The following is a 20,839-nucleotide window of genomic DNA, read 5'->3' as shown; positions in this document are numbered from 1 at the left end:
CGCATAATTGAACAAGATCAATTTGTGAACAAATTGTGCGGTGTTACCCTAAGGATGTGTCAAAACGGCACATCCTTTTTTATGCCCTGCGGAGAAGGCAAGCCGTCAGCCCATCTCGTGCAGCAGCTCGAGTGCCTGATGCGCCCACATCATATCAATGCGCGAGAACTCGCCGCCCGGCGTGTACAGATAGGTTTCCACATCCGCGTGCAGGCGCTGATACGCCGCGCCCGGCATGGCGGCATACTGCTCCGCGCCGTCGGAAAGCACGGCCACGAAGCGGAAATCGCCCGTGCGCTCATCCAGCTCGTGGAAGAGCAGCTCGACAACATCGAGGTCGCGGTTAAGCTGTGCGAACAGCAGCAGCTTCATGATCTCGATGGTACGGTCGTCCAGACCGCGCTCGAGGATGTTGATCTTCTCACGGAAGGTGTTGAGGCTGTCGGTCACGCGCAGGGTGTAGCCCGCCAGCGGATCAAATTCCGCCTTGGGAACCTGACCGTCCTCGGTCCACAGCCATACCATAAACTGGTTTGCCATGTCATGGTACAGGCACGGGTGTACGGCGAGCACGGTTTCGCCGCAGTTTGGACATTTTACACGAAAGACAGACAGATCCTGTACCTTTGCCCGCAGCTCGGGATTTCGGTCGATATTGATATGGTCGATCACCTTGTGTTCGGTTTCCATATGACAGTGCGGACATTCGATCATCATAACAGTGGTTCCTCCCCTTGTGTTTGTCCAATTAAATTTTATTATAACACATTTCCCTATCTATAAGCAAGAGTTAAGCGCTGAGAGTGAAGAGCTTCTGCAAGGCTGGAGATAGGAGTGAGGCGGCAGGAGTGCGCCAAACCGAAAAAGCACCTGCGATATTGCAGGTGCTTTGCATTCAGGCTTCTTTGTAAATCGTGCCGATACTGCCGGCAACGGTAATATCCGACCCGTCTATTGTACCGAAGTATTTGTCATACCGGTTTGTGATCTCCTCGCCGGTTTTCGTGTAAAAACGGAAATTTCCCAGTATGATGCATTCATCGTCAATGTATTCGTCCGGCAGTGCATCGCCCAGCTCGGTGCAGAGCAGAAAGCACGGGTTTTCGCTGTCGCTTTGCAGCTCGCAAGCCTTTCCGTACCAGTCGAATGTCACCCTTGCGACCGGCTGGTCGAAGTTCAGGCCGTACAGCAGCAGGAAATTATGACCGCCGCAGCCGATGACTTCATAGCCGAATTTGTCATCAACGGAGTATGAACCAACCTCAATCGTCCAGTCGCCAACCCAGTTCGAAGAAGCGTGCAAGTCACCGAAAAAGCAGTCCCACTGTACGCCGTCCTTCATGCTCACATGACCTGCTTGCTGCGTGAACACATAGAACGCTCGATTGCCGATGACAATGCCGTCATATATCGTCCTGCCGTAGAACTCTGTCGGGTCCTGTTCCGCGAACGCCTGCACCTGCTGTGCAAGCTCTGTTTCATCCAGTCGGTACGGTTTTACCGCGTAACTCGATTCGCCCGCCGCCCACACACAGACTGCTGTCACAGCCGCCATCGCAAGGATTCGTTTTCCCAGTCCTTTCATAAAATGCACCTCCCTATCTTACCTCAAGTATAACAAATTTTTTCGGCGCAGAATATGGAAAAAGCGACAAAATGCAACGGCAGTTTTTATGGAAATACATGAAGAAGGTTACACGATAGCGTTAATTTTCCATTCTCCATTTCTGCAGAATCTGCAGAAGGTAAAAGAAAAGCACCGCAGAAAAATCTGCGGTGCTTTGGCATGACTGGTGCGTAAGCCGGGTTCTGTCGTGGACGGTCATCTATCTCGAATGCACGTTGCCGTGCATCTCAAGCCGCCAGTCGGGACGATCGGGCCAATCGTGGTCCCAGTCGGCGTTGCTGCGGATAGAGTTTACAGACCTCCCATGTTGCCATGGGACGTGGTGAGCTCTTACCTCGCCTTTCCACCCTTACCGTTCAAAAAACGGCGGTATATCTCTGTTGCACTATTCCTAAGGTCACCCTCGGCGGACGTTATCCGTTATCCTTGCCCTGTGCAGCCCGGACTTTCCTCATGCCCGAAGGCACGCGACCGTCTGCACCAGTCATAAATAGCATTATACCGTAAAAATCGCCTGCCGTCAAACCGGACTTGCAAAATCATGAAAAATCATGTATACTGTTCCTCGTACAAAGGCGGTGTTACGCATTTATGACAGCATTAGAACAATACCTCGGCGGCCTGTCGGATAAACGGGTCGGCGTAATCGGCGCGGGCGTGAGCAATATGCCGCTCATCCGTATGCTGCGCGCTGCAGGCGTGCGCGTTACCGTGCATGACAAAAAAGAACCCACCGAGCTTGGCGACGGCTATGCTACCCTCGCTACCCTCGGCGTAGACTTCGTTCTCGGCCCGCATTACCTTGATGCGCTCGATGAGGACGTTATCTTCCGTACTCCGGGTGTTCACCCGCGTTTTCTTGAGAAGGCACGTGCAAACGGCTCGGAGATCACCAGCGAGATGGAGCTTTTCTTCGCGGTCTGCCCGTGTCCGATCATCGGCATCACCGGCTCGGACGGCAAGACCACGACCACCACGCTCGTCAGCGAGATTTTGAAGCACGCGGGCTATACCGTGCATCTCGGCGGCAATATCGGCACGCCCCTGCTCCCCCGCGTGGACACGATGACCGAAAACGACCTTGCCGTTGTCGAGCTGTCCTCGTTCCAGCTGATGGGCATGAAGCACTCTCCGCACATTGCGGCGATCACCAATCTGACGCCCAATCATCTGGACTATCACAAGGATTTTGACGAGTATGTGCAGGCCAAGACGGCCATCTACCGCAATCAGGGCGAGAACGACAAGCTGATCCTCAATCTCGACGATGAGGTGACGCGCTCGCTCAAGGCATCCGGCAACCTGTTCTGCACCAGCAAAACGCAGGAGCTGGCCAACGGCGTGTTCCTCAAGGACGGCATGATCTACATCGCAGACGGCGGCGTGCGCCGTGAGCTGATGCCCGCATCCGATATCCGCATTCCGGGCGCGCACAACGTGTACAACATGATGATGGCGGCGGCTGTCGTGCAGGGTTATGCCTCTGACGACGATATCCGCGCTGTGGCGACCACGTTCGGCGGCGTTGAGCACCGCATCGAGTTCGTGCGCGAGAAGGACGGTGTGAAGTATTACAACGACTCCATCGCCTCCAGTCCAACGAGAACCATCGCAGGCCTGAATTCCTTCCAGCAGAAGGTCATCCTGATCGCAGGCGGCTACGACAAGCATATCCCGTATGACGTGCTCGGTCAGCCTATCTGCGACCATGTAAAGCTGCTGCTGCTCACCGGCGCTACTGCACCCAAGATTCGCGAGTGCGTGGAGAATATCGAGGGCGAGCATCCCCCGATTATCGAGGTGGAAAACCTCGAAACAGCCGTGCAGGAGGCCGCTGCCCACGCAGAAAGCGGCGATGTTGTTATCATGAGTCCAGCCAGCGCGTCGTTCGACCGCTTTAAGAATTTCATGGAACGCGGCAAGCTGTTTAAGGCGCTTGTGGAAGAGCTGTAAGGTTAAGCAGTATCATAAAAGGACTGATTCGAGAGAATCAGTCCTTTTTTCGTGCAATAATAGAGAATAATATTTGAGGGGGAGAACCAACGCAAACCACCACGCCGTTTCTCAATTCTCAACGATGTACTTCCGCGCCCAGACAAGTGCGGCGACCGCCGTGACCAGCTCCACCATCGGGAACGTCAGCCAGACGCCATCGACACCGAGCAGCCACGCGAGCGGGAACAAGATCGGCGGCACAGCAATCACGCCGCGCAGCAGCGAAATGGCAAAGCCCTGCACGGTCTTATCCGACGCGCTGAAAAACGCTGCCGTAACCATGTTCACGCCCGCGAACAAAAAGCCTGTGAAGTAGATCCGCAGGCCGCTCTCCGCATAAGCGGCAAGCTCCGGGTCATGCTCACTGTTGAACATCGCCGTCAGCGGCTCCGCGCCGAGGAAAACCGATACGCACAGCACGGCTGCAATCGCAAGCGCAGTACAGATGCCCCAGCGGAACAGCCGCCGCAGCTGTTCCCTGTCACCGAGACCCGAGCTGCGGCTGACCAGCGGCTGTATGCCGGTGCACAGTCCGGTAAAGACAGCGATTCCCACCAGAGCAAGATTTGCCACCACACCGTAAGCCGCCACGCCGGTATTGCCGCTGAGGCGCAGCAGCACCAGATTGAACAGCAGCAGCACCACGCCGGAGGCGATTTCACCGATGAGCGAGGACAGACCGGGCGCGCACAGGCTCGGCACACGGCTGACGCGCAGCGGCGTTTTGACGAGATGGAAGCCGCGGGACGGTCTCCGCAGGTGCGTCAGCAGCACCAGAATGCTGACAAACGGCGAAAAGCCGGTCGCAAGCGCCGCACCGAACATGCCCAGTCCGCACGGGAAAATGAAAATGTAATCGAACACGATGTTGAACAGACTGCCCGCGATCATGCCGCACATGGCAACGGTCGGCGCGCCGTCATTGCGCGTGAACGCCAGCAGCACGTTGTTCATCACAAAGAATGGCCCGAAGCACCACAGCATGCGCAGGTAGGTTGTCGTCATGCCGAGTGTCTGCGCGTCCGCGCCGAGCAGCCGCGCGATCGGCTGCGCAAAGCACAGTCCGCCGAGCAGGAACAGCACGCCGAGCAGCAGTCCGAACGCCGCCGCGTGCGTGAATACGCTGTCCGCCTGTCTCTGATCGTTCTGCGCCCGCGCGATCATGTACTGCGTTGCCGCGCCCACGCCGAGCATCAGGCCGATGCCGTTCATCAGGTTGTACGCCGGTATGGCGATGTTGAGCGCCGCCAATCCGAGCGATCCTGTGCCCTGTGCGACAAAAAATGTATCCGCGAGAATGTAGCACGAAATGCCGATCATCCCCAGGATGTTCATCGCGGCATAGTGCCCGAATTCGCGCAAAGCTCCCTGTTTGTGCAATTCCTTCTCCCCCTCAAAGTTTTTATATAAAAAGTGATCGACCCTTCCCGGAATACACCGAAAAGGGCCGATCTGCAATGCTATCGACGGAAAACATTGCTTATTTACGAAGCAGTTATAATATACCATTTCCCCATAGAAATGTCAAGTGGCTTATTCGGTCGGAAAAACACTTTTTTTGTCAAATGCTGCAAAGCAGTCCAGTCCGTGCCACATCAACCCCATCAAAAGCGATACGACCTGCTCGGTCGGCGTGTCCTGCGCTCTGGTCGCCCAGGTGGACAGCATGGATACCATGCCCGAAATGATATACGAAAACACAAGCAGCTTCCGCTGCTCGCTCATTTCCGGCATCATGTGCATATCCCAGCCGTCGAGGAAGGCTTCATACGTCATGGTCTGCAGCTTGCGTACAAAATACGGGTCTCCCTGCTCGCTGCACAGCACCTGAATCACCTTCATTATGCGCGGATTGTTCCGGATCTGTTCCAGAAAGTCGATAAAGAATCCCTTGATCTCCTGCAGCTCGCGGCACTCCCGTTCGTGCATCGGCGCATGCTCGCGCATGTGCTCGATGATCTCGTCCTCGGTCGTGCGAAGGATGTCGGTCACGTCCTTGAAATGCAGGTAGAAGGTCGAGCGGTTGATGTCCGCTCTCGCGCAGATATCCTTGACCGTGATAGAGACCAGCGGCTTCTCCAGAATCAGGTCAATCAGGGCTTCACGCAGCGCAGACCGCGTAAAGCGCACTCTGCGGTTGTTTTTGGCTTCGGGCATGAGCATTTTCCTCCTTGGTGCTCAGCAGGACGGTTTTCTGTGGATTGTTCTTATTTTATCAGCGTTGTGTCCGCAAGTCAACACCGTGTCGAAAATCAAATGTTACCAAAGTGTTAAAAAACCAGCAGGGAAACCTGCTGGTTTTCTTAGGCTGCAAGCGAAAGCACCTCATCCGTGCCGAAGATACGGTGCAGGTCGGAACGTCCCTGCTGCATTCGGTCATATACCGACCGGTTTACAACCGACGTATCCCCCTGCTCAAAATCCTGCATGGATTTCCGAATATCCAGCAGGCGGTAGCGTCCCTCGTTGGAGTCGCTTGCGTGCAGCATGAACATCGGCGCGTACTCCGCGCCGGAAACCGTCACCTGTCCGGTCTCGCCGCTTCTGGTGAGTGTCAGCGTGACAGCCGCCGTCAGGTTGGTGTACGGGTCAAACTGGTTGGAGATCAGGTTGCCGAGACAGTAGCACAGATAGCCTGTGCGGCCGTCCGGCAGCGTCCGCAGCTCCATCGGCTGCGGCACATGCGCGTGCCCGCCGAGCACCAATGTCGCGCCGTGCGCAAACAGGTAGTCCGCCAGCTGCTCCTGCTGCTCGGACGGCTCGGTGTGGTACTCGTTTCCCCAGTGTACATACACGGCGATCGCATCCGCACCGGACTGCCCCGCCTTGTCCAGATCCGACTGGATGAGGTCGTAATCCACCACACTGCAGTCGGTCATGTAGTCGGTCGTGTAGACGCTGACGCTGTACGGGTGCTCGCTGTCCACCGGCAGGCCGTTTGTGCTGAAGGTGTACGCCAGCATGGCCAGTTTGATGCCGCCCACGTCGATGATCTTCACCGCATCGCGCTCCTGCTGTGTGCGGTAAGTGCCGACATGCTCCAGACCGGCGGCGTCCAGCACATCCAGTGTGCGGACCAGACCGCTGTACCAGGTATCCATGCTGTGGTTGCTCGCCGTTGAGAGCAGGTTAAACCCGACCGTTTCCAGGCCGTAGGCCAGCGCATCCGGTGCGCAGAACTGCGGATAGCCCGAATACGGCGGACCGTTGAACGTGGTCTCCAGACAGGCCGTTGCGTAATCCGCAGCCTCGTAATACGGTCTTGCGTCCGCAAATAGGTGCGTAAAATCATACGCTTCGCCGTTCCACGCATCCGCGACAAGCGGCATGTGCGCCACAATATCGCCCGCCACGCACAGGGTCGCTGTGGTGTCCGGCTGCACCTCCGGCTCCTGCCGAACGGTCTCCTCCGGCTCCTGCAGGCGCGGTGCATCCTCCGGCAGATTCCGCCAGATCAGCACGCCCGCTCCCGCCAGCAGCACCACCAGCACGCCTGCCAGAATTTTGGTCCCGATGTGCTTCATGCTCATCCCTTCGGCGCCTTGCGCGAGGCCTCAAACGACTCCGCGCGCACGCGCATCACCTCGGTGACGGACAGAGCCGCGTCCGTGTACGTCCAGCCGCCCTTGCCGGTCTGGTGCTGCATGATAACGTCCAAGCCCTGCCGTTTCTCGTCATTGTCCTTTGCAAATTCCACCTTGCCGTACCCCACGATGGACGAGAACGCATAGCTGTACCGGCAGGCCAAGTCGCCCTCGCCGGTCAGACCCTCCTCGCAGTCCAGCTCAAAGCAGATACGCGGGTCCGCCCTCAGCGAATCAATCTTCTTGCCCTTCACGCCGCCGTGAAAGTAGAGCGTCAGCCCGTCCTCATCCCAGGTGTAGCCAAAGTTCATCGGAATGACGTACGGCCAGCCGTCCGTGCCGGTCATGGCGACGCGGCAGACCTTGCAGGCCTGCAGGATCGGCTCGATGTTCTCTCGGCCGGTGATTTCTCTGTCTTTTCTGCGCATATTGCTCACCTCAAGTTCATCATACCATATTCCTTCCGACAAAACAATAAGACCTGTGCATTTTTGGCACAGGTCCTATATTGTCTCGAAACTGCAGTCTTGCAGCAGTCTAAATCAGGTGTTGTGGTCGGAAACGTGGAATTTCTTCAGGTTGCCGATCTTCTGGGCGCGGATGTCCATTTCCTTGCAGACATCCTCCATGGTCACGCCGCACTCGTTCATCATTACCATCATGTGGTAGAATACGTCGTTGATCTCACCGACCAGCTCGGCCTTGTCGCCGTTCTTGGCTGCAATGATGGTCTCGGCGCACTCCTCGCCAACTTTCTTGAGAATCTTGTCAATGCCCTTCTCGAACAGATAGCAGGTGTATGAGCCTTCCTGCGGCTCGGCGCGGCGCTGCGCGATAACGGCTTCCATTTGCTCAAACGAATTCATAATGCTGCTCTCCTTTTACTTTTCTTCCGGCTTCTCCCACAGCGTGGTGAAAAAGCAGGTGCGGTGTCCGGTGTGGCAGACCGGACCCTTGGGCGTGCCGACATAGATGAGCGTGTCATCGTCGCAGTCGGACAGAATCCTGCTGACAAAGATAAAATTGCCCGAGGTCTCGCCCTTGTTCCACAGCTTCTGGCGCGAGCGCGAGAAAAACCATGCCGTTCCGGTGTCCATCGTCAGCTGCAGGGCCTCCTCGTTCGCGTAGCCGAGCATCAGGACTTCGCCGCTGCGCTCATCCTGGCAGATAATCGGCACCAGAGGAGCCTTTTTGAAAAATTTAGATAATTCCATTGTATTCACCTTTTAATTGAGAATGGAGAATGGAAAATGGAAAATGAATGTGCCGCGCAAAGCGCGGAATTTAATGCGGTGCTTCGCACCGTTCCTTAATTCTCAATTCTCCATTTTCAATTCTCAATTACTTCACCGTCTTACAGGAATGTTACGTTCCTGCAAATGTTCCTTCACCTCGCCCACGGTCAATTCCCGATAATGAAACAGACTGGCTGCCAATGCGGCATCGCAGCCGGTTTTCTCGAACACCTCGGAGAAATGCTCGAGCGAGCCGCAGCCGCCGGACGCGATGACCGGAATGCCGACCACCTCCACAACTGCCTTGGTCAGCTTTAGGTCAAAGCCGGACTTGGTGCCGTCCTTGTCCATCGAGGTCAGCAGGATCTCACCCGCGCCGCGCTCGTAAACCTCTTTCGCCCACGCGACCGCGTCCTTGCCGGTCGGGGTGCGGCCGCCCGCAACGTAAACCTCAAAGCCGGACGGCATTTCGGCGTTCGCGCGCGCGTCGATGGCAACGACCACGCACTGACTGCCGTACTTCTCCGCAGCGGCATTCACCAGATCGGGATTCTTGACCGCCGAGGAGTTGATGGAAATTTTATCTGCACCGGCGCGTAAAATCTCGCGGAAATCGTCCACGGTGCGGATGCCGCCGCCGACCGTGACCGGCACGAATACCTCACGGCAGGTGCGGCGCACAACGTCGGCAATGGTGTCGCGGTTGTCGCTCGTGGCGGTGATGTCGAGGAACACGATCTCGTCCGCGCCCTCCTGCGAGTAGAACTTCGCCAGCTCGACCGGGTCGCCTGCGTCGCGCAGCCCGACAAAGTTCACGCCCTTTACCACGCGCCCGTCCTTTACGTCCAGACAGGGGATGATGCGTTTTGCTAACACTTGTATGTTCACTCCGTTCACATTGGAATGGAGAATTGAGAATGGAAAATGAAAATGACGCTATCCTTGCGCGAGTTCCGTCCGCGCCGCCGAGATTTCTTGCAATACGGCAAGTATTGCAACAAACCGCGCCTCATCAGTACGTAAAATTTATTCACAAATCGCTCTTGTTCAATTATGCGGTATTTCCTTAATTCTGCCCTTTGGACGGCTCCGCAATTCTCCATTCTCCATTTTCAATTCTCAATTATTATTTTGCTTCGCTGATGGCTTTCTCGAGGTCGAGGGTGCCGGTATACACCGCCTTGCCTGCGATAGCACCGTCAATGCCGAGCTTTTTCAGGCCGGTGATATCCTCGAGGGTGGACACGCCGCCGGACGCGATGATCTCGCAGGAGACCGAGGCGCGCAGCGCCGCCAGCTGGTCAAAGTTCGGACCTGCGAGCATGCCGTCCTTGTCAATATCGGTGAAGATGATGTGGCGTACACCGATGGACTCCATGCGCTCTGCGAACGCGATGTAGTTCTCGCCGCTGTCACCCAGCCAGCCGTCCGTGCGGACGGTCTCGCTCTTGGCGTCGATGCCGACAACGATCTTGTCGCCGTACTTTTTTACAGCCTCGGCTACGAATTCCGGGTCGCGGACAGCCGCCGAGCCAATGATAACGCGCGAAACACCCAGTGCAAGCACGGTCTCCACATCCTGCATGGAGCGGATGCCGCCGCCAAGCTCCACGGTCGCGCCGGTCTCGCGGATGACCTGCTCCACCACGCCGTAGTTCGCGTGCGAGCCGTCCTTAGCGGCGTCAAGGTCAACCATGTGTACAAGGTCTGCACCGGCATCGAGGAACCGCTGTGCAGTCTCGACCGGGTTTTCTGCTACTTTATGTGCAGTGCCGTAGTCGCCTTTCTGCAGGCGCACGCACTGACCGTCTTTCAAATCAATCGCGGGGATAACTCTCATTTTCCCACCTCCGTCAGTTTTGCAAAGTTGCGAAGCATCGCAAGTCCCACTTCACCGCTCTTTTCCGGGTGAAACTGGCATCCGAACAGGTTCTCTCGCGCCACCATGGCAGGCACGCGCGTGCCGTAATCCGTCACGGCGGCAAGGTCGTTTTCGTCCGCCGGATGCGCCATGAAGCTGTGCACAAAATACACATAACTGCCGTTTTCCAGACCCTCGGTCATGGCATTCGGACGCAGAATGTCCAGCGCATTCCAGCCGATCTGCGGCAGCTTGAGCGCCGTTTCAATGCGCTCAATGCGTCCCGGCAGCAGACCCAGACCCTTGCACGGACGCACCTCGTCCGATTCCTCGAACAGCATCTGCATACCGAGGCAGATGCCGAGGAACGGCTTTTCCTTTGCAGCCTTCAGCACCGCCTCCGTCAAACCGGAGTGCTCCAAAGCCGCCATCGCATCCGGAAACGCGCCGACACCGGGCAGGATAACGCCCGCCGCGTTCTCGATCACGTCCGCCGAAGCCGCGATTTTATTTTCATAACCCAGGTAATCAAGCGTGTTGTGTACGCTCATCAGATTGCCTGCGCCATAATCTACGATTGCAATATAACTCATCGCTAATCCTTTCAAAAATTGAGAATTGAAAATGGAAAATTGAAAATTGCGGTATCGCGCAATGCGCGATTATTGAATTACCGCGCTTTGCGCGGACTCATTCATTCTCCATTCTCCATTCTCCATTTTCCATTCTCCATTACAGCAAACCGTTAGAGAACGCCCTTCGCGCTCAAAACGCCGCCGCCCGTCACGGTAACGGCCTGCTTGAGCGCGCGTGCAAGCGCCTTGAACAGCGCCTCTGTGATATGGTGTGCGTTCTCGCCGTACTCGCACTTGAGGTGCAGCGTCAGTCCGGCGTGTACCGCCAGCGCCCGCATGAACTCGACCGTCAGGCAGGTGTCGTACTGACCGCACATCGGCTGCGGCATGGGGGCATCGAACACGAGATACGGGCGTCCGGAAATATCCAGCGCGCAGAAGCCGAGCGCCTCATCCATCGGCACGAACGCCTGTCCGAAGCGCGCGATACCGGCCTTATCACCGACACATTCTGCCAGTGCCTGACCGAGCGCAATGCCGCAGTCCTCGACCGAATGGTGACCGTCCACCTCGAGGTCGCCCTTGCAGGTGAGCGTGAGGCCGAAGCCGGAATGCACGGCAAAGCTGTTGAGCATGTGGTCAAAAAAGCCGATGCCGGTGTCGATCTTGCGGTCGCCGCCCTCGAGCGTCAGCTTGAGCGAAATGTCGGTTTCCTTGGTCTTTCGTTTGATTTCAGCGGTTCTCATCGTTGTTTTCCTCCGCAAAGCGCACCGCGATGGAGTTTGCGTGCGCGTCCAAGTGCTCGCTCTGCGCGAGCGCGATAATATCCTGTGCATAGCTTTCGAGCGCGTCCCGCGTGTACTCGATAACGCTGGTTTTCTTCAAAAACGTGTCGGTGGACAGCGGCGAGAAGAAGCGTGCTGTGCCCGAGGTCGGCAGAACGTGACACGGGCCTGCCATGTAGTCACCGAGCGGCTCGGGCGCGTACTGACCGAGGAAGATCGCGCCTGCGTTGTGCAGGTACGGCAGCAGCTCACGCGGAGCGGCGGTTACGATCTCCAGATGCTCGGGAGCGACCACATCAGCCATCCTGCAGGCGTCCTTCAGGTCGTCAAACACGATGGCGCAGCCGTAATTTGCCACGCTCTCCTTGATGATGTCCCACCGCGGGAGCTGCTTTGCCTGCCGCTCCATCTCGCACGAAATCGCCTGCGCCTGCGCCATGGAATCGGTCAGCAGGACGGCGGAAGCCAGCTTGTCGTGCTCGGCCTGACTGAGCAGGTCGGCGGCAACGTAGGTCGGGTTGGCGGTGTGATCGGCAATAACCAGCACCTCGGACGGACCGGCGATCATGTCGATATCGACCGTGCCGAACGCCAGCTTCTTGGCTGCCGCAACAAAGGCGTTGCCCGGGCCGACGATCTTGTCCACCTGCGGGATAAAGCCCGCGCCGTAGGTCAGCGCGGCAATCGCCTGCGTGCCGCCGATGGCGATGACCGTGTCCACGCCCGCGATCTTTGCCGCCGCAAGCACTTCGTTGGACATGTTTTCGGTCGGCGGCGTGACCATGATAAGCTCACCGACACCGGCAACCTTGGCCGGAATGGCGTTCATCAGCACGCTCGACGGATACGCTGCCGTGCCGCCCGGCACATAAATGCCGACGCGCGAAAGCCCGCGCACGGTCTGACCGAGCGTTTCACCCTTGGAACGGTTCCACTCCCACGTTTTGACGAGCATCTGCTCGTGATAGTCGCGGATGTTCGCTGCCGCCTTTTCCAGCGCCGCGATCAGCTTGGGGTCGCAGGCGTTGTACGCATCGTCAAGCACCTTCGGCTCGACGATGTACGGCGCTTTGCCGTCAAACCGCTCGGCGTACTCCACGACCGCGTCCCAGCCGCGCTGCTGTACGTCCGCCATCACACCGCGGACAATCTGCTCAATATCGCCGCGCGCACCTGCCGCACGGGCCTTCATTTCGCGGATGACCTGCTGCTCTGCCTGTCCGTCCGCGAGGACTGTTTTCATAAACATTGTGGTATTCCCCTTTTGTGTCAACCGTTTTCGTCCACTGGCATTGGTATCAATATTCCGCAGGGCACCCCGCCCTATGGATATGATTTATGCTATATATGTATTGGCTTACTTCTCCAAGCCACTTTCCAGTTCTGCAATAACCTTCTGGATCGCTGCCTTCTTCATCTTCGCGCTGGCGAGGTTGACGATAACTCTTGCCGAGATGGGCGCTACATCCTCAACGACCTCGAGGCCGTTCTCCTTGAGCGTCGTGCCGGTCTCCACGATATCAACAATGCCGTCTGCCAGTTCGAGCAGCGGTGCCAGCTCGACCGAGCCTTCGATCTTGATGGTCTCAACGTCCATATTCTTCTTATTGAAAAAGGCCTTGGTGACCGCCGGATACTTGGTAGCGATAACCGGGGTCTTATAGCCGCCGTACACGTCCTTGCCCTTTTTGGTAGCGAGGGCAAAGCGGCATTTGCCGAAACCGAGGTCTACCATTTCGTAGAAGCTGCCGCCCTTTTCCATGATGGTATCCTTGCCGACCACGCCCATGTCGCACACGCCGTGCTCAACATAGGTGATTACATCCGCGGCCTTGGAAAGCACGATCTCCACGCCGCTGTCCGGCAGGGTGAAGATGAGCTTGCGTGTTCCGGCCTCCAGCTCGGAGATATCGTAGCCTGCGGCCTTGAGCAGCGCGAGCGTTTTCTTCTCCAGACGGCCCTTGGTGAGTGCGATACGCACGGTATCCCGGCGGGTTGCGACCTCGGGGCGGCTTGCGCCTGCAAGGCTGTCGGCAACGCTCTCCACGTCAATGCCGAAGCCGCCCGCGGGCATATCCTTGCCGAACTTGGCGCACAGCGCGTTGTAACGACCGCCTGCGAGAATCGCCGCGCCCGCACCGCCGATGTAGCCGCGGAACATGATGCCGGTGTAGTAATCCATCTCGTGGACAAGGCCGAGGTCGATCATGATGCGGTCGCCGTAGCCTGCCTCATCCAGTGCCTGATACAGTCGGCGCAGATAAGCGGTCGCGCCGAGCACGCGCACGTTGCCGGTGAGCGACTCGACCTCGTCGAGCACCTCAATGCCGCCGAACAGGTTCGGCATAGCGCTGAGCGCCTTTGCGGCGGGCTTGCCCTTAAACGGCTCGAGCGCGTCACCGAGCGCGGCAAACGACTTGTTTTCAATCAGGCGGCGGATGCCCTCGGCGGACTGTTCATCCGCACCAAGCTCATCCATCAGCGCCTTGTAGATCTCAGCGTGACCAAGCTCTACGCGGAAGTTGTCCGCGCCGGTCTTGCTGAGTGCGGCAAACGCAGCCGAGAGAATGTCCTTGTCGGCCTCCAGACCGTCCGCGCCGATAAATTCCGCGCCGACCTGCAGGAATTCGCCCTTGTGGCCGTGGTCGCCGGACACCGAACGGAACACCTTCTGGCTGTAATACAGGCGGACCGGCAGCGCCGCGTCATCCAGTCGGGTGGCTGCAATACGCGCGATCGGCGTGGTGTTATCCGGACGCGCCACGCAAATGCGGCCGGACTTGTCGATGATCTTCAGCATCTGATCCTGATCCAGCTCGGGGTTTGCCTGTGCAAATACATCAAAATACTCAACCGCCGGGGTGATGATCTCACTGTAGCCGCGCTCCTCCAGCGCGTCGCGCACAGCGTTTTCCGTCTGCCGCAGCGCACGGCACGAGGAAAATAACAGATCTCGGGTACCCTCCGGGGTGGAAATACGAAAACGGTTCATGGCTCCGCTGCTCCTTTATCACTTTATCATGATGAAATCATACCATAGTTCCCTATATACTGTCAAGACCCTTTTTAGAGAGCGGAGCCTACACAGTGGGCAGCCTTTTCCGCTTCGAACTCCCGTTTTCGAGTGAAAAAGAAAGAGTGAAGAGCGGAGATGAAGCAGAGGCGGCTTTTTTCTCTCCGCCCTCCCGCTTCCTCCCATCTCTTCACTCTCAACTCCTCACTCTACTCTCTTTTTATAGTTTTCCACGATCGGCACCAGCTTTTCCAGAAAGCTCTCCTCGCCGAGGGTATTGAGCTTGAAGAACACGGCCTGACTGCCGCCCGAAGTGATGGCGGAGAGAAACAGGTCGCGGTCGTTGCCGACCAGAGTGACATTCATGCTGACGCGGTTGCCGCCCATGTAGCTGTAACGCTCGAACACGCGCACCGCGCAGCGGACCGTGCCGTTTGTCCAATCCGAGCCGTTCTCGTAGGACGCAGACATGCTGCCGTTCAGCACGCCGTCCGTTACAAGCTCCAGCAGCTCGTCAAAATTTCCCGTCAGATGCTTTTCGTACTTTGCCATAAGAAACTCCTTTCGAAACTTCATGCTTACGGCGGACTGAAAGCAGTCGCCCTCTCTTAACTCTTAACTCTTAAAAGAGGGTCATCTGCGTTGTTTTCGGCATGGAGCCAAGCGCACCGATCTGCTCGAGCAGCTCGACGACCGCCTTGGACGCCTTCGGGCATCGGACGATCAGCTCTTCTGCCGAGAGGAACTTACCGTTCTTTCTCTCCTCCACGATGCTGAGCGCCGCCTGCTCACCGATGCCCGGCATGGACGTAAACGGCGGAATCAGTCCGGTTTCCGTCACGAGAAAGCGCGTTGCGTCCGATTTATAAACATCCATCGGCTCGAACGTAAATCCGCGCCTGTAAAACTCGTGGCAGACCTCCAAAGTCGTCATCATGTCCTTTTCCGCCGCTGAAATCGTCTTATCGCGCTCCTTTCCGCGCAGTTCGGACATTTTATCCAGACAAACCTTATCGCCCTTGATCATGCAGGACGCATCAAAACCTTTTGCCCGGATGGAAAAGTATGCCGAATAGAACGCAAGCGGACGGTGCACCTTGAACCACGCGATACGGAACGCCATCATAACATACGCGACCGCGTGCGCCTTCGGGAACATATACTTGATCTTCTTGCACGAGTCGATGTACCACTCGGGCACATGCTGCTCGTTCATGGCGGCTTCCATTTCCTCGGTCAGTCCCTTGCCCTTTCGGACGGACTCCATCGTCTTGAACGACAGCTTTGGCTTGACGCCCTGCAGGATCAGGTAGTTCATGATATCGTCTCGGCAGCAGATACAGCCGGACAGCGGAATGCCCTTGCGGACCAGCTCTGCGGCATTGCCGAGCCAAACATCCGTACCGTGCGACAGACCGGAAATGGATACCAGCTCCGCGAACGTGGACGGGTGCGTCTCCTTGACCATGCCGCGCACGAACTTGGTGCCGAACTCGGGCACCGCCACACAGCCGAGGTCACCGAGGATCGGGTCGGTATCCGGGTTTTCGCCCGTGTACTTAAGCGCCTTGCACGAGTGGAACAGACTCATGGTCTCCGGGTCATCAAGCGGAATCTCCTGCGCGTTCACGCCGGTGAGGTTCTCCAGATGCTTGATAATGGTCGGATCATCGTGTCCCAGCTCGTCCAGCTTCAAGAGGTTCGCGTCAATGGAGTGATACTCGAAGTGGGTGGTGATGATGTCGGAATCCGGGTCGTCCGCCGGATGCTGAATCGGACAGACGTCGTAAATCTCAATCTCCTTGGGCACAACGACAACGCCGCCCGGGTGCTGACCCGAGGTGCGGCGCACGCCCGTGCAGCCTGCGGCAAGGCGGTTTTCCTCCGCGCGGGAGCACTCAACGCCGCGCTCCTCCATGTACTTTTTGACGTAGCCGAACGCGGTTTTTTCGGCAACCGTGCCGATGGTGCCCGCTCGGAACACATGGTCGTGTCCGAAGATCTCGCCGGTGTACCAGTGAATGCGCGACTGATACTCGCCCGCAAAGTTCAGGTCGATATCCGGCACCTTGTCGCCCTCGAAGCCGAGGAAGGTCTCGAACGGAATGTTGAAGCCCTGTTTGGTGAGCGGCTTGCCGCATTTCGGGCAGATCTTATCGGGCAGATCGACACCGCACGAGTATTCCTCGTGCCACTCGAGATATTTGTCGTCCGGGCACAGATAGTGCGGGGCGAGCGAATTTACCTCGGTGATATCCGACATGAACGCCGCGAGCGACGAGCCAACCGAACCGCGCGAGCCGACCAGATAGCCGTCCGCAAGGGACTTGGTAACCAGCTTCTGCGCGATGATGTACATAACCGCATAGCCGTTGCCGATGATGGAGCCAAGCTCACGGTCAAGCCGCGCCTGCACCGGCTCGGGCAGCGGATCGCCGTAGATACGCTTGGCCTTTTCGTAGCACATGTTGCGCAGGTCGTCCTCACAGCCGTCGATGTGCGGCGGGTAGTTTTCCCTCGGCACCGGACGAATCACGTCACACATGTCGGCGATCATGTTGGTGTTCTTCACGACCACCTCATACGCCCGGTCCTCACCGAGATAGGAAAATTCCTTCAGCATTTCATCCGTGCTCTTAAAGTACAGCGGCGCCTGATTATCCGCATCGGAGAAGCCCTGACCCGCCATCAGGATACGGCGGAACGCCTCATCCTCGGGTTCGAGGAAGTGTACGTCACCGGTGGCGCAGCACGGTTTTCCCAATTCATCCGCCAGGCGGAGAATATCGCGGTTCCAGTCGCGCAGCTGCTCCTCGTCCTTCGCCATGCCCTTTGCGATCATGAAGTTGTTGTTGCCGATCGGCTGAATCTCCAGATAGTCGTAGAACGACGCCAGCCGCTTGATCTCCTCCCACGGCTCGCCCTTGGTCAATGCGCGGAATACCTCGCCCGCCTCACACGCGGAGCCGAAAATCAGTCCCTCACGGTGCCGGATGAGTTCGCTGCGCGGCATAATGGGGCGCTTGTTGTAATATTCCAGAAAGCTCTTGGAAATCAGCTGATACAGGTTGCGCAGTCCCGCCTGGTTCTTCACCAGAATGATAAAGTGATAGCGCGGCAGGTTTTTCAGCTTGTTCTTGCGGTCGGTCGTCGCCGCCAGCACCGGATTGATATCCGCAGTCGTAACCGCGTGCATCTCCTCCCTGAGCCTTTTCAGCAGCTTGACGTAAATGCGGCCGAGCACGGCGGCATCCTCGCTCGCGCGGTGGTGCTCGAACGGGCCGACCTGCAGCTCCTTCGCCAGAATGTTCAGCTTGAACTTGTGCATGTGCGGCAGCATCAGGCGGCTCATCTCGAGGGTATCAATGCTTGTAAACTCCCGCTCGATGCCCAGTCTCTGGCAGGCCGTCCGCAGGAAGCCCATATCGAAGCCTGCGTTGTGCGCCACGAGCGGGTACTGTCCCTCGCCGGCCCATGCGAGGAATTCCGGCACGGCTTTGTCGAGGTCGGGCGCGTCCGCTACCGTCTCGTCCGAAATGCCGGTCAGCTCGGTGATTTCCGCCGGAATCGGCTTGTGCGGGTTGACATAGGTCTGGAAGGAATCACGAATCTCGCCCTCCACAACGCGCACAGCGGCAATCTCGGTAATTTCCTCGCTCGCCGGATTGAGTCCGGTGGTCTCAAGGTCGAACACGATGAACGTGCCGTCGAGCGGCTCGGCGCTCCTGCCGCGCACGACCGAAATACTGTTCTCGTCGTTGATGTAGTACGCCTCGATGCCGTAGATGATCTTCATGTCACCGATGATGTCCTTCTGCTTGCCCTCCTGCGCGTGCAGCGCTTCGGGGAACGCCTGCGCCACACCGTGGTCGGTAATCGCCATCGCGCGGTGTCCCCACTTGGCGGCGCGGCACAGCAGAGACGCGGTGCTGCTCATGCCGTCCATCGCGCTCATGTTGGTGTGCAGGTGCAGCTCGACGCGCTTCATGCCCTCGTAGGTGTCCTTGCGCTCGGGCTTTTTCGCCTTGACGATGCCGGTCGGCTCGAGCACCATCTCCTTGGCAAAGGTGTCATACACCATCTTGCCCTGCACGGTGCAGTACAGACCCTTCTTGATTTTAGATGCCGTATCGCCCGCCTTGTCCGCCGCAAGGAACTTGGAAACGCGCACGGAATTGGTGCGGTCGGTCATGTCAAACGCAATCTTGACGTAATCCTTGCCGGTTTTCTTGCTGTGGATATCCTTGTTGTCGGTAAAGAACACCTCGCCCTGAATCGTCACCATATCATAGGCGGCAATCGCCTCGTTGACCGAAACAATGGGGTCCTGAATCAGCTTGCCGAAGATGAGGTCGTCCTCGCGCACCTTCTCGGCGCGCGGGCGCTGATAGCCGGTGTGCTGCTGCGGCGCCGGACGCGGCTTTTTCGGCTTGGGCGTTTCCGCTGCGGCTGCCGCCGCCTGCTCCACAGCCTTGTGCAGAATTTCCTCGCGGCTCTCCTCCTGCTCGGGTGCGGGTGCAAAATCCTGTGCGTCCGCGCGGACCGCGTGCACCGGACAGCTTCTCCCCAGCTCCCGCTGAATACGCGCCTCCAGATGCCGCAGTGCGTTTGCGAAATGCTTTTCGCTCACCTCGTCCATCGGGATTTGAAGCGCACCGTCTGCAAACGCCCACTTTCGGTGGTCGAGCAGACCCTTGGCTGACGGCATGCGGTACGCCATGTCGTCATACAGCGACTTGATGTACGCGTTCGACAGCTCACCCGGCATGTTGTAGCGCGGCTCGATCATCACGCGGTCAAGACCGTAGGTGTCCGCGATCTGCTTTTCCGCCTTGGCAATCACCTTGCGGCTGACAACCTCGTGCAGACCGAGTTCCACGACCATCACCGTGTTATTATCCCCAAATGCCAGAGAACGCACCTCGCCTGCGGCAAGGTGCTTCTCCTCATTTACACATTTGCAGTTTTGAAAAATATCAATCAGCTTTCCAGCCACGATTATTCTCCTTCATAATGTGCGATTTCGTCCATCAGTGCATCCACAAGCTGCTCCTGCGGCACCTTTTTGATGATCTCGCCGCGGCGGAAGATCAGACCGACGCCGTCGCCGCCCGCAATGCCGAGATCGGCTTCACGCGCTTCGCCGGGACCGTTTACCACGCAGCCCATAACAGCTACCTTCATCTTCTTGCCGCGAATGCTCTGGCAGCGCTGCTCGACCTCTTTGGCAATGTCGATGAGGTTGATGCGCGTGCGGCCGCAGGTCGGGCAGGAAACCACGTTGATGCCCTCTTCCGCTCTGCCGACAGCCTTGAGAATCGCCTTTGCCGCGTAGACCTCCTTGACCGGATCATCGGTCAGGCTCACACGAATGGTGTCGCCCACGCCGAGCGCCAGCAGACCGCCGATGCCGGCAGCCGACTTGATCGTGCCCATGTACTCGGTGCCCGCCTCGGTCACGCCGAGGTGCAGCGGATAGTCGGTCTTTTCGCTCGCCAGCAGGTAGGCCTGCATGGTGTTCGGCACCGAGGATGACTTGATGGAAATGCAGATGTCATCAAAATCGCAGTCGTTCAGCAGACCGACATGGTACAGCGCACTTTCCACCATTGCCTCAGGTGTCGGGCTGCCGAATTTCTCGAGAATGTGCTTCTCCACCGAGCCGGAGTTTACGCCGATGCGGATCGGCAGACGGCGTGCCTTTGCCGCCTTCACGACGGCCTGTACGCGGTCCGCGCCGCCGATGTTGCCCGGATTCAGGCGAATCTTGTCCACGCCGGACTCGATCGCCGCCAGCGCGAGACGGTAGTCAAAATGAATGTCCGCGACCACCGGCAGCGGCGAGCCGGCGCAGATTTCGCGCAGCGCCTCCGCCGCCTGCATATCCGGCACGGCACAGCGAACAATGTCGCAGCCCGCGTCCGCCAGTGCGCGAATCTGCGCCAGAGTAGCCTGCGCGTCGCGCGTATCCGTGTTGGTCATGGACTGTACCGCAATGGGAGCGCCGCCGCCAACCAATACGTCCCTTATCTTGATTTGCTTTGTTATTTTCATAGCTCTAACCTCTCACAAATGGAAAATGGAGAATGAAGAGTGGTATCGCGCTTTGCGCGGTGATTGCATAACGGCGCTATGCGCCGCACATTCATTTTCCATTTTCCATT

At 57.8% G+C, this 20,839-nt stretch carries 18 protein-coding genes and 1 other RNA gene; 1 reads left to right on the top strand and 18 read right to left on the bottom strand.

The features are described 5' to 3' along the window. Nucleotides 1-105: 105 nt before the first annotated feature. The 3 genes from DW724_RS01555 to rnpB form a co-directional block, all read right to left on the bottom strand. Nucleotides 106-717 (bottom strand): CpXC domain-containing protein, encoded by a 612-nt coding sequence (locus tag DW724_RS01555; protein ID WP_118760431.1) that lies wholly within the window; start codon nt 715-717, stop codon nt 106-108. A 178-nt stretch (nt 718-895) separates the two neighbouring features. Beyond that, nucleotides 896-1,585, bottom strand: coding sequence for a hypothetical protein (locus DW724_RS01550; RefSeq protein WP_117751667.1), 690 nt, complete (start codon nt 1,583-1,585; stop codon nt 896-898). A gap of 198 nt (nt 1,586-1,783) precedes the next feature. Beyond that, nucleotides 1,784-2,114, bottom strand: an RNA gene (gene rnpB / locus DW724_RS01545) — RNase P RNA component class A. 104 nt (nt 2,115-2,218) lie between these two features. Here rnpB and murD point away from each other — a divergent pair. Then, nucleotides 2,219-3,580, top strand: a complete 1,362-nt coding sequence (murD, locus tag DW724_RS01540; protein WP_117491109.1) for a UDP-N-acetylmuramoyl-L-alanine--D-glutamate ligase — start codon at nt 2,219-2,221, stop codon at nt 3,578-3,580. Nucleotides 3,581-3,691: 111 nt separating this feature from the next. Here the strand turns inward: murD and DW724_RS01535 are convergent, their stop codons facing one another. From DW724_RS01535 to ispG, 15 genes are all read right to left on the bottom strand, one after another. After that, a complete protein-coding gene (locus DW724_RS01535; protein WP_202183495.1) occupies nt 3,692-5,002 on the bottom strand; it encodes an MATE family efflux transporter in 1,311 nt (436 codons plus the stop codon). A 153-nt stretch (nt 5,003-5,155) separates the two neighbouring features. Beyond that, a complete protein-coding gene (locus DW724_RS01530; RefSeq protein ID WP_158580180.1) occupies nt 5,156-5,779 on the bottom strand; it encodes a TetR/AcrR family transcriptional regulator in 624 nt (207 codons plus the stop codon). A gap of 146 nt (nt 5,780-5,925) precedes the next feature. After that, nucleotides 5,926-7,146, bottom strand: a complete 1,221-nt coding sequence (locus DW724_RS01525) for a CapA family protein (RefSeq protein WP_147358620.1) — start codon at nt 7,144-7,146, stop codon at nt 5,926-5,928. 2 nt (nt 7,147-7,148) lie between these two features. After that, nucleotides 7,149-7,634, bottom strand: coding sequence for a pyridoxamine 5'-phosphate oxidase family protein (locus tag DW724_RS01520; protein WP_118360443.1), 486 nt, complete (start codon nt 7,632-7,634; stop codon nt 7,149-7,151). 114 nt (nt 7,635-7,748) lie between these two features. Further along, entirely contained in the window at nt 7,749-8,072 is a 324-nt protein-coding gene (hisE, locus tag DW724_RS01515) for a phosphoribosyl-ATP diphosphatase (RefSeq protein WP_110436493.1), read from the bottom strand. Nucleotides 8,073-8,087: 15 nt separating this feature from the next. Next, nucleotides 8,088-8,420, bottom strand: a complete 333-nt coding sequence (gene hisI / locus DW724_RS01510) for a phosphoribosyl-AMP cyclohydrolase (protein ID WP_117491101.1) — start codon at nt 8,418-8,420, stop codon at nt 8,088-8,090. 132 nt (nt 8,421-8,552) lie between these two features. After that, a complete protein-coding gene (gene hisF / locus DW724_RS01505; RefSeq protein ID WP_117751662.1) occupies nt 8,553-9,317 on the bottom strand; it encodes an imidazole glycerol phosphate synthase subunit HisF in 765 nt (254 codons plus the stop codon). Nucleotides 9,318-9,567: 250 nt separating this feature from the next. Then, entirely contained in the window at nt 9,568-10,281 is a 714-nt protein-coding gene (gene hisA, locus DW724_RS01500) for a 1-(5-phosphoribosyl)-5-[(5-phosphoribosylamino)methylideneamino]imidazole-4-carboxamide isomerase (RefSeq protein ID WP_118760428.1), read from the bottom strand. Beyond that, complete coding sequence (hisH, locus tag DW724_RS01495; protein ID WP_118760427.1) at nt 10,278-10,895, bottom strand: imidazole glycerol phosphate synthase subunit HisH; 618 nt, start codon at nt 10,893-10,895, stop codon at nt 10,278-10,280. Before hisH ends, hisA begins: the two co-directional genes overlap by 4 nt. A 152-nt stretch (nt 10,896-11,047) precedes the next feature. After that, nucleotides 11,048-11,623, bottom strand: a complete 576-nt coding sequence (gene hisB / locus DW724_RS01490) for an imidazoleglycerol-phosphate dehydratase HisB (protein WP_118646247.1) — start codon at nt 11,621-11,623, stop codon at nt 11,048-11,050. Beyond that, nucleotides 11,610-12,911, bottom strand: coding sequence for a histidinol dehydrogenase (hisD, locus tag DW724_RS01485; RefSeq protein WP_118760426.1), 1,302 nt, complete (start codon nt 12,909-12,911; stop codon nt 11,610-11,612). Before hisD ends, hisB begins: the two co-directional genes overlap by 14 nt. Nucleotides 12,912-13,019: 108 nt before the next feature. Further along, nucleotides 13,020-14,654: an ATP phosphoribosyltransferase regulatory subunit gene (hisZ, locus tag DW724_RS16340; protein WP_118760425.1), complete on the bottom strand. Its 1,635-nt coding sequence runs from the start codon at nt 14,652-14,654 to the stop codon at nt 13,020-13,022. 225 nt (nt 14,655-14,879) lie between these two features. After that, entirely contained in the window at nt 14,880-15,227 is a 348-nt protein-coding gene (locus DW724_RS01475; RefSeq protein ID WP_118760424.1) for a DUF6054 family protein, read from the bottom strand. Between the two features lie 70 nt (nt 15,228-15,297). Next, the gene (locus tag DW724_RS01470; protein ID WP_243105668.1) at nt 15,298-19,671 is read right to left on the bottom strand and encodes a PolC-type DNA polymerase III; all 4,374 of its coding nucleotides are present in this window, start codon (nt 19,669-19,671) and stop codon (nt 15,298-15,300) included. A gap of 2 nt (nt 19,672-19,673) precedes the next feature. Then, nucleotides 19,674-20,729: a flavodoxin-dependent (E)-4-hydroxy-3-methylbut-2-enyl-diphosphate synthase gene (gene ispG / locus DW724_RS01465; RefSeq protein WP_118760423.1), complete on the bottom strand. Its 1,056-nt coding sequence runs from the start codon at nt 20,727-20,729 to the stop codon at nt 19,674-19,676. Between the last annotated feature and the right edge of the window lie 110 nt (nt 20,730-20,839).

It is taken from the genome of Butyricicoccus sp. AM27-36 (assembly GCF_003480945.1).
In the GTDB taxonomy this organism is placed as follows: domain Bacteria; phylum Bacillota; class Clostridia; order Oscillospirales; family Butyricicoccaceae; genus Agathobaculum; species Agathobaculum butyriciproducens.
This window is presented reverse-complemented; position numbering and strand designations above follow the sequence as displayed.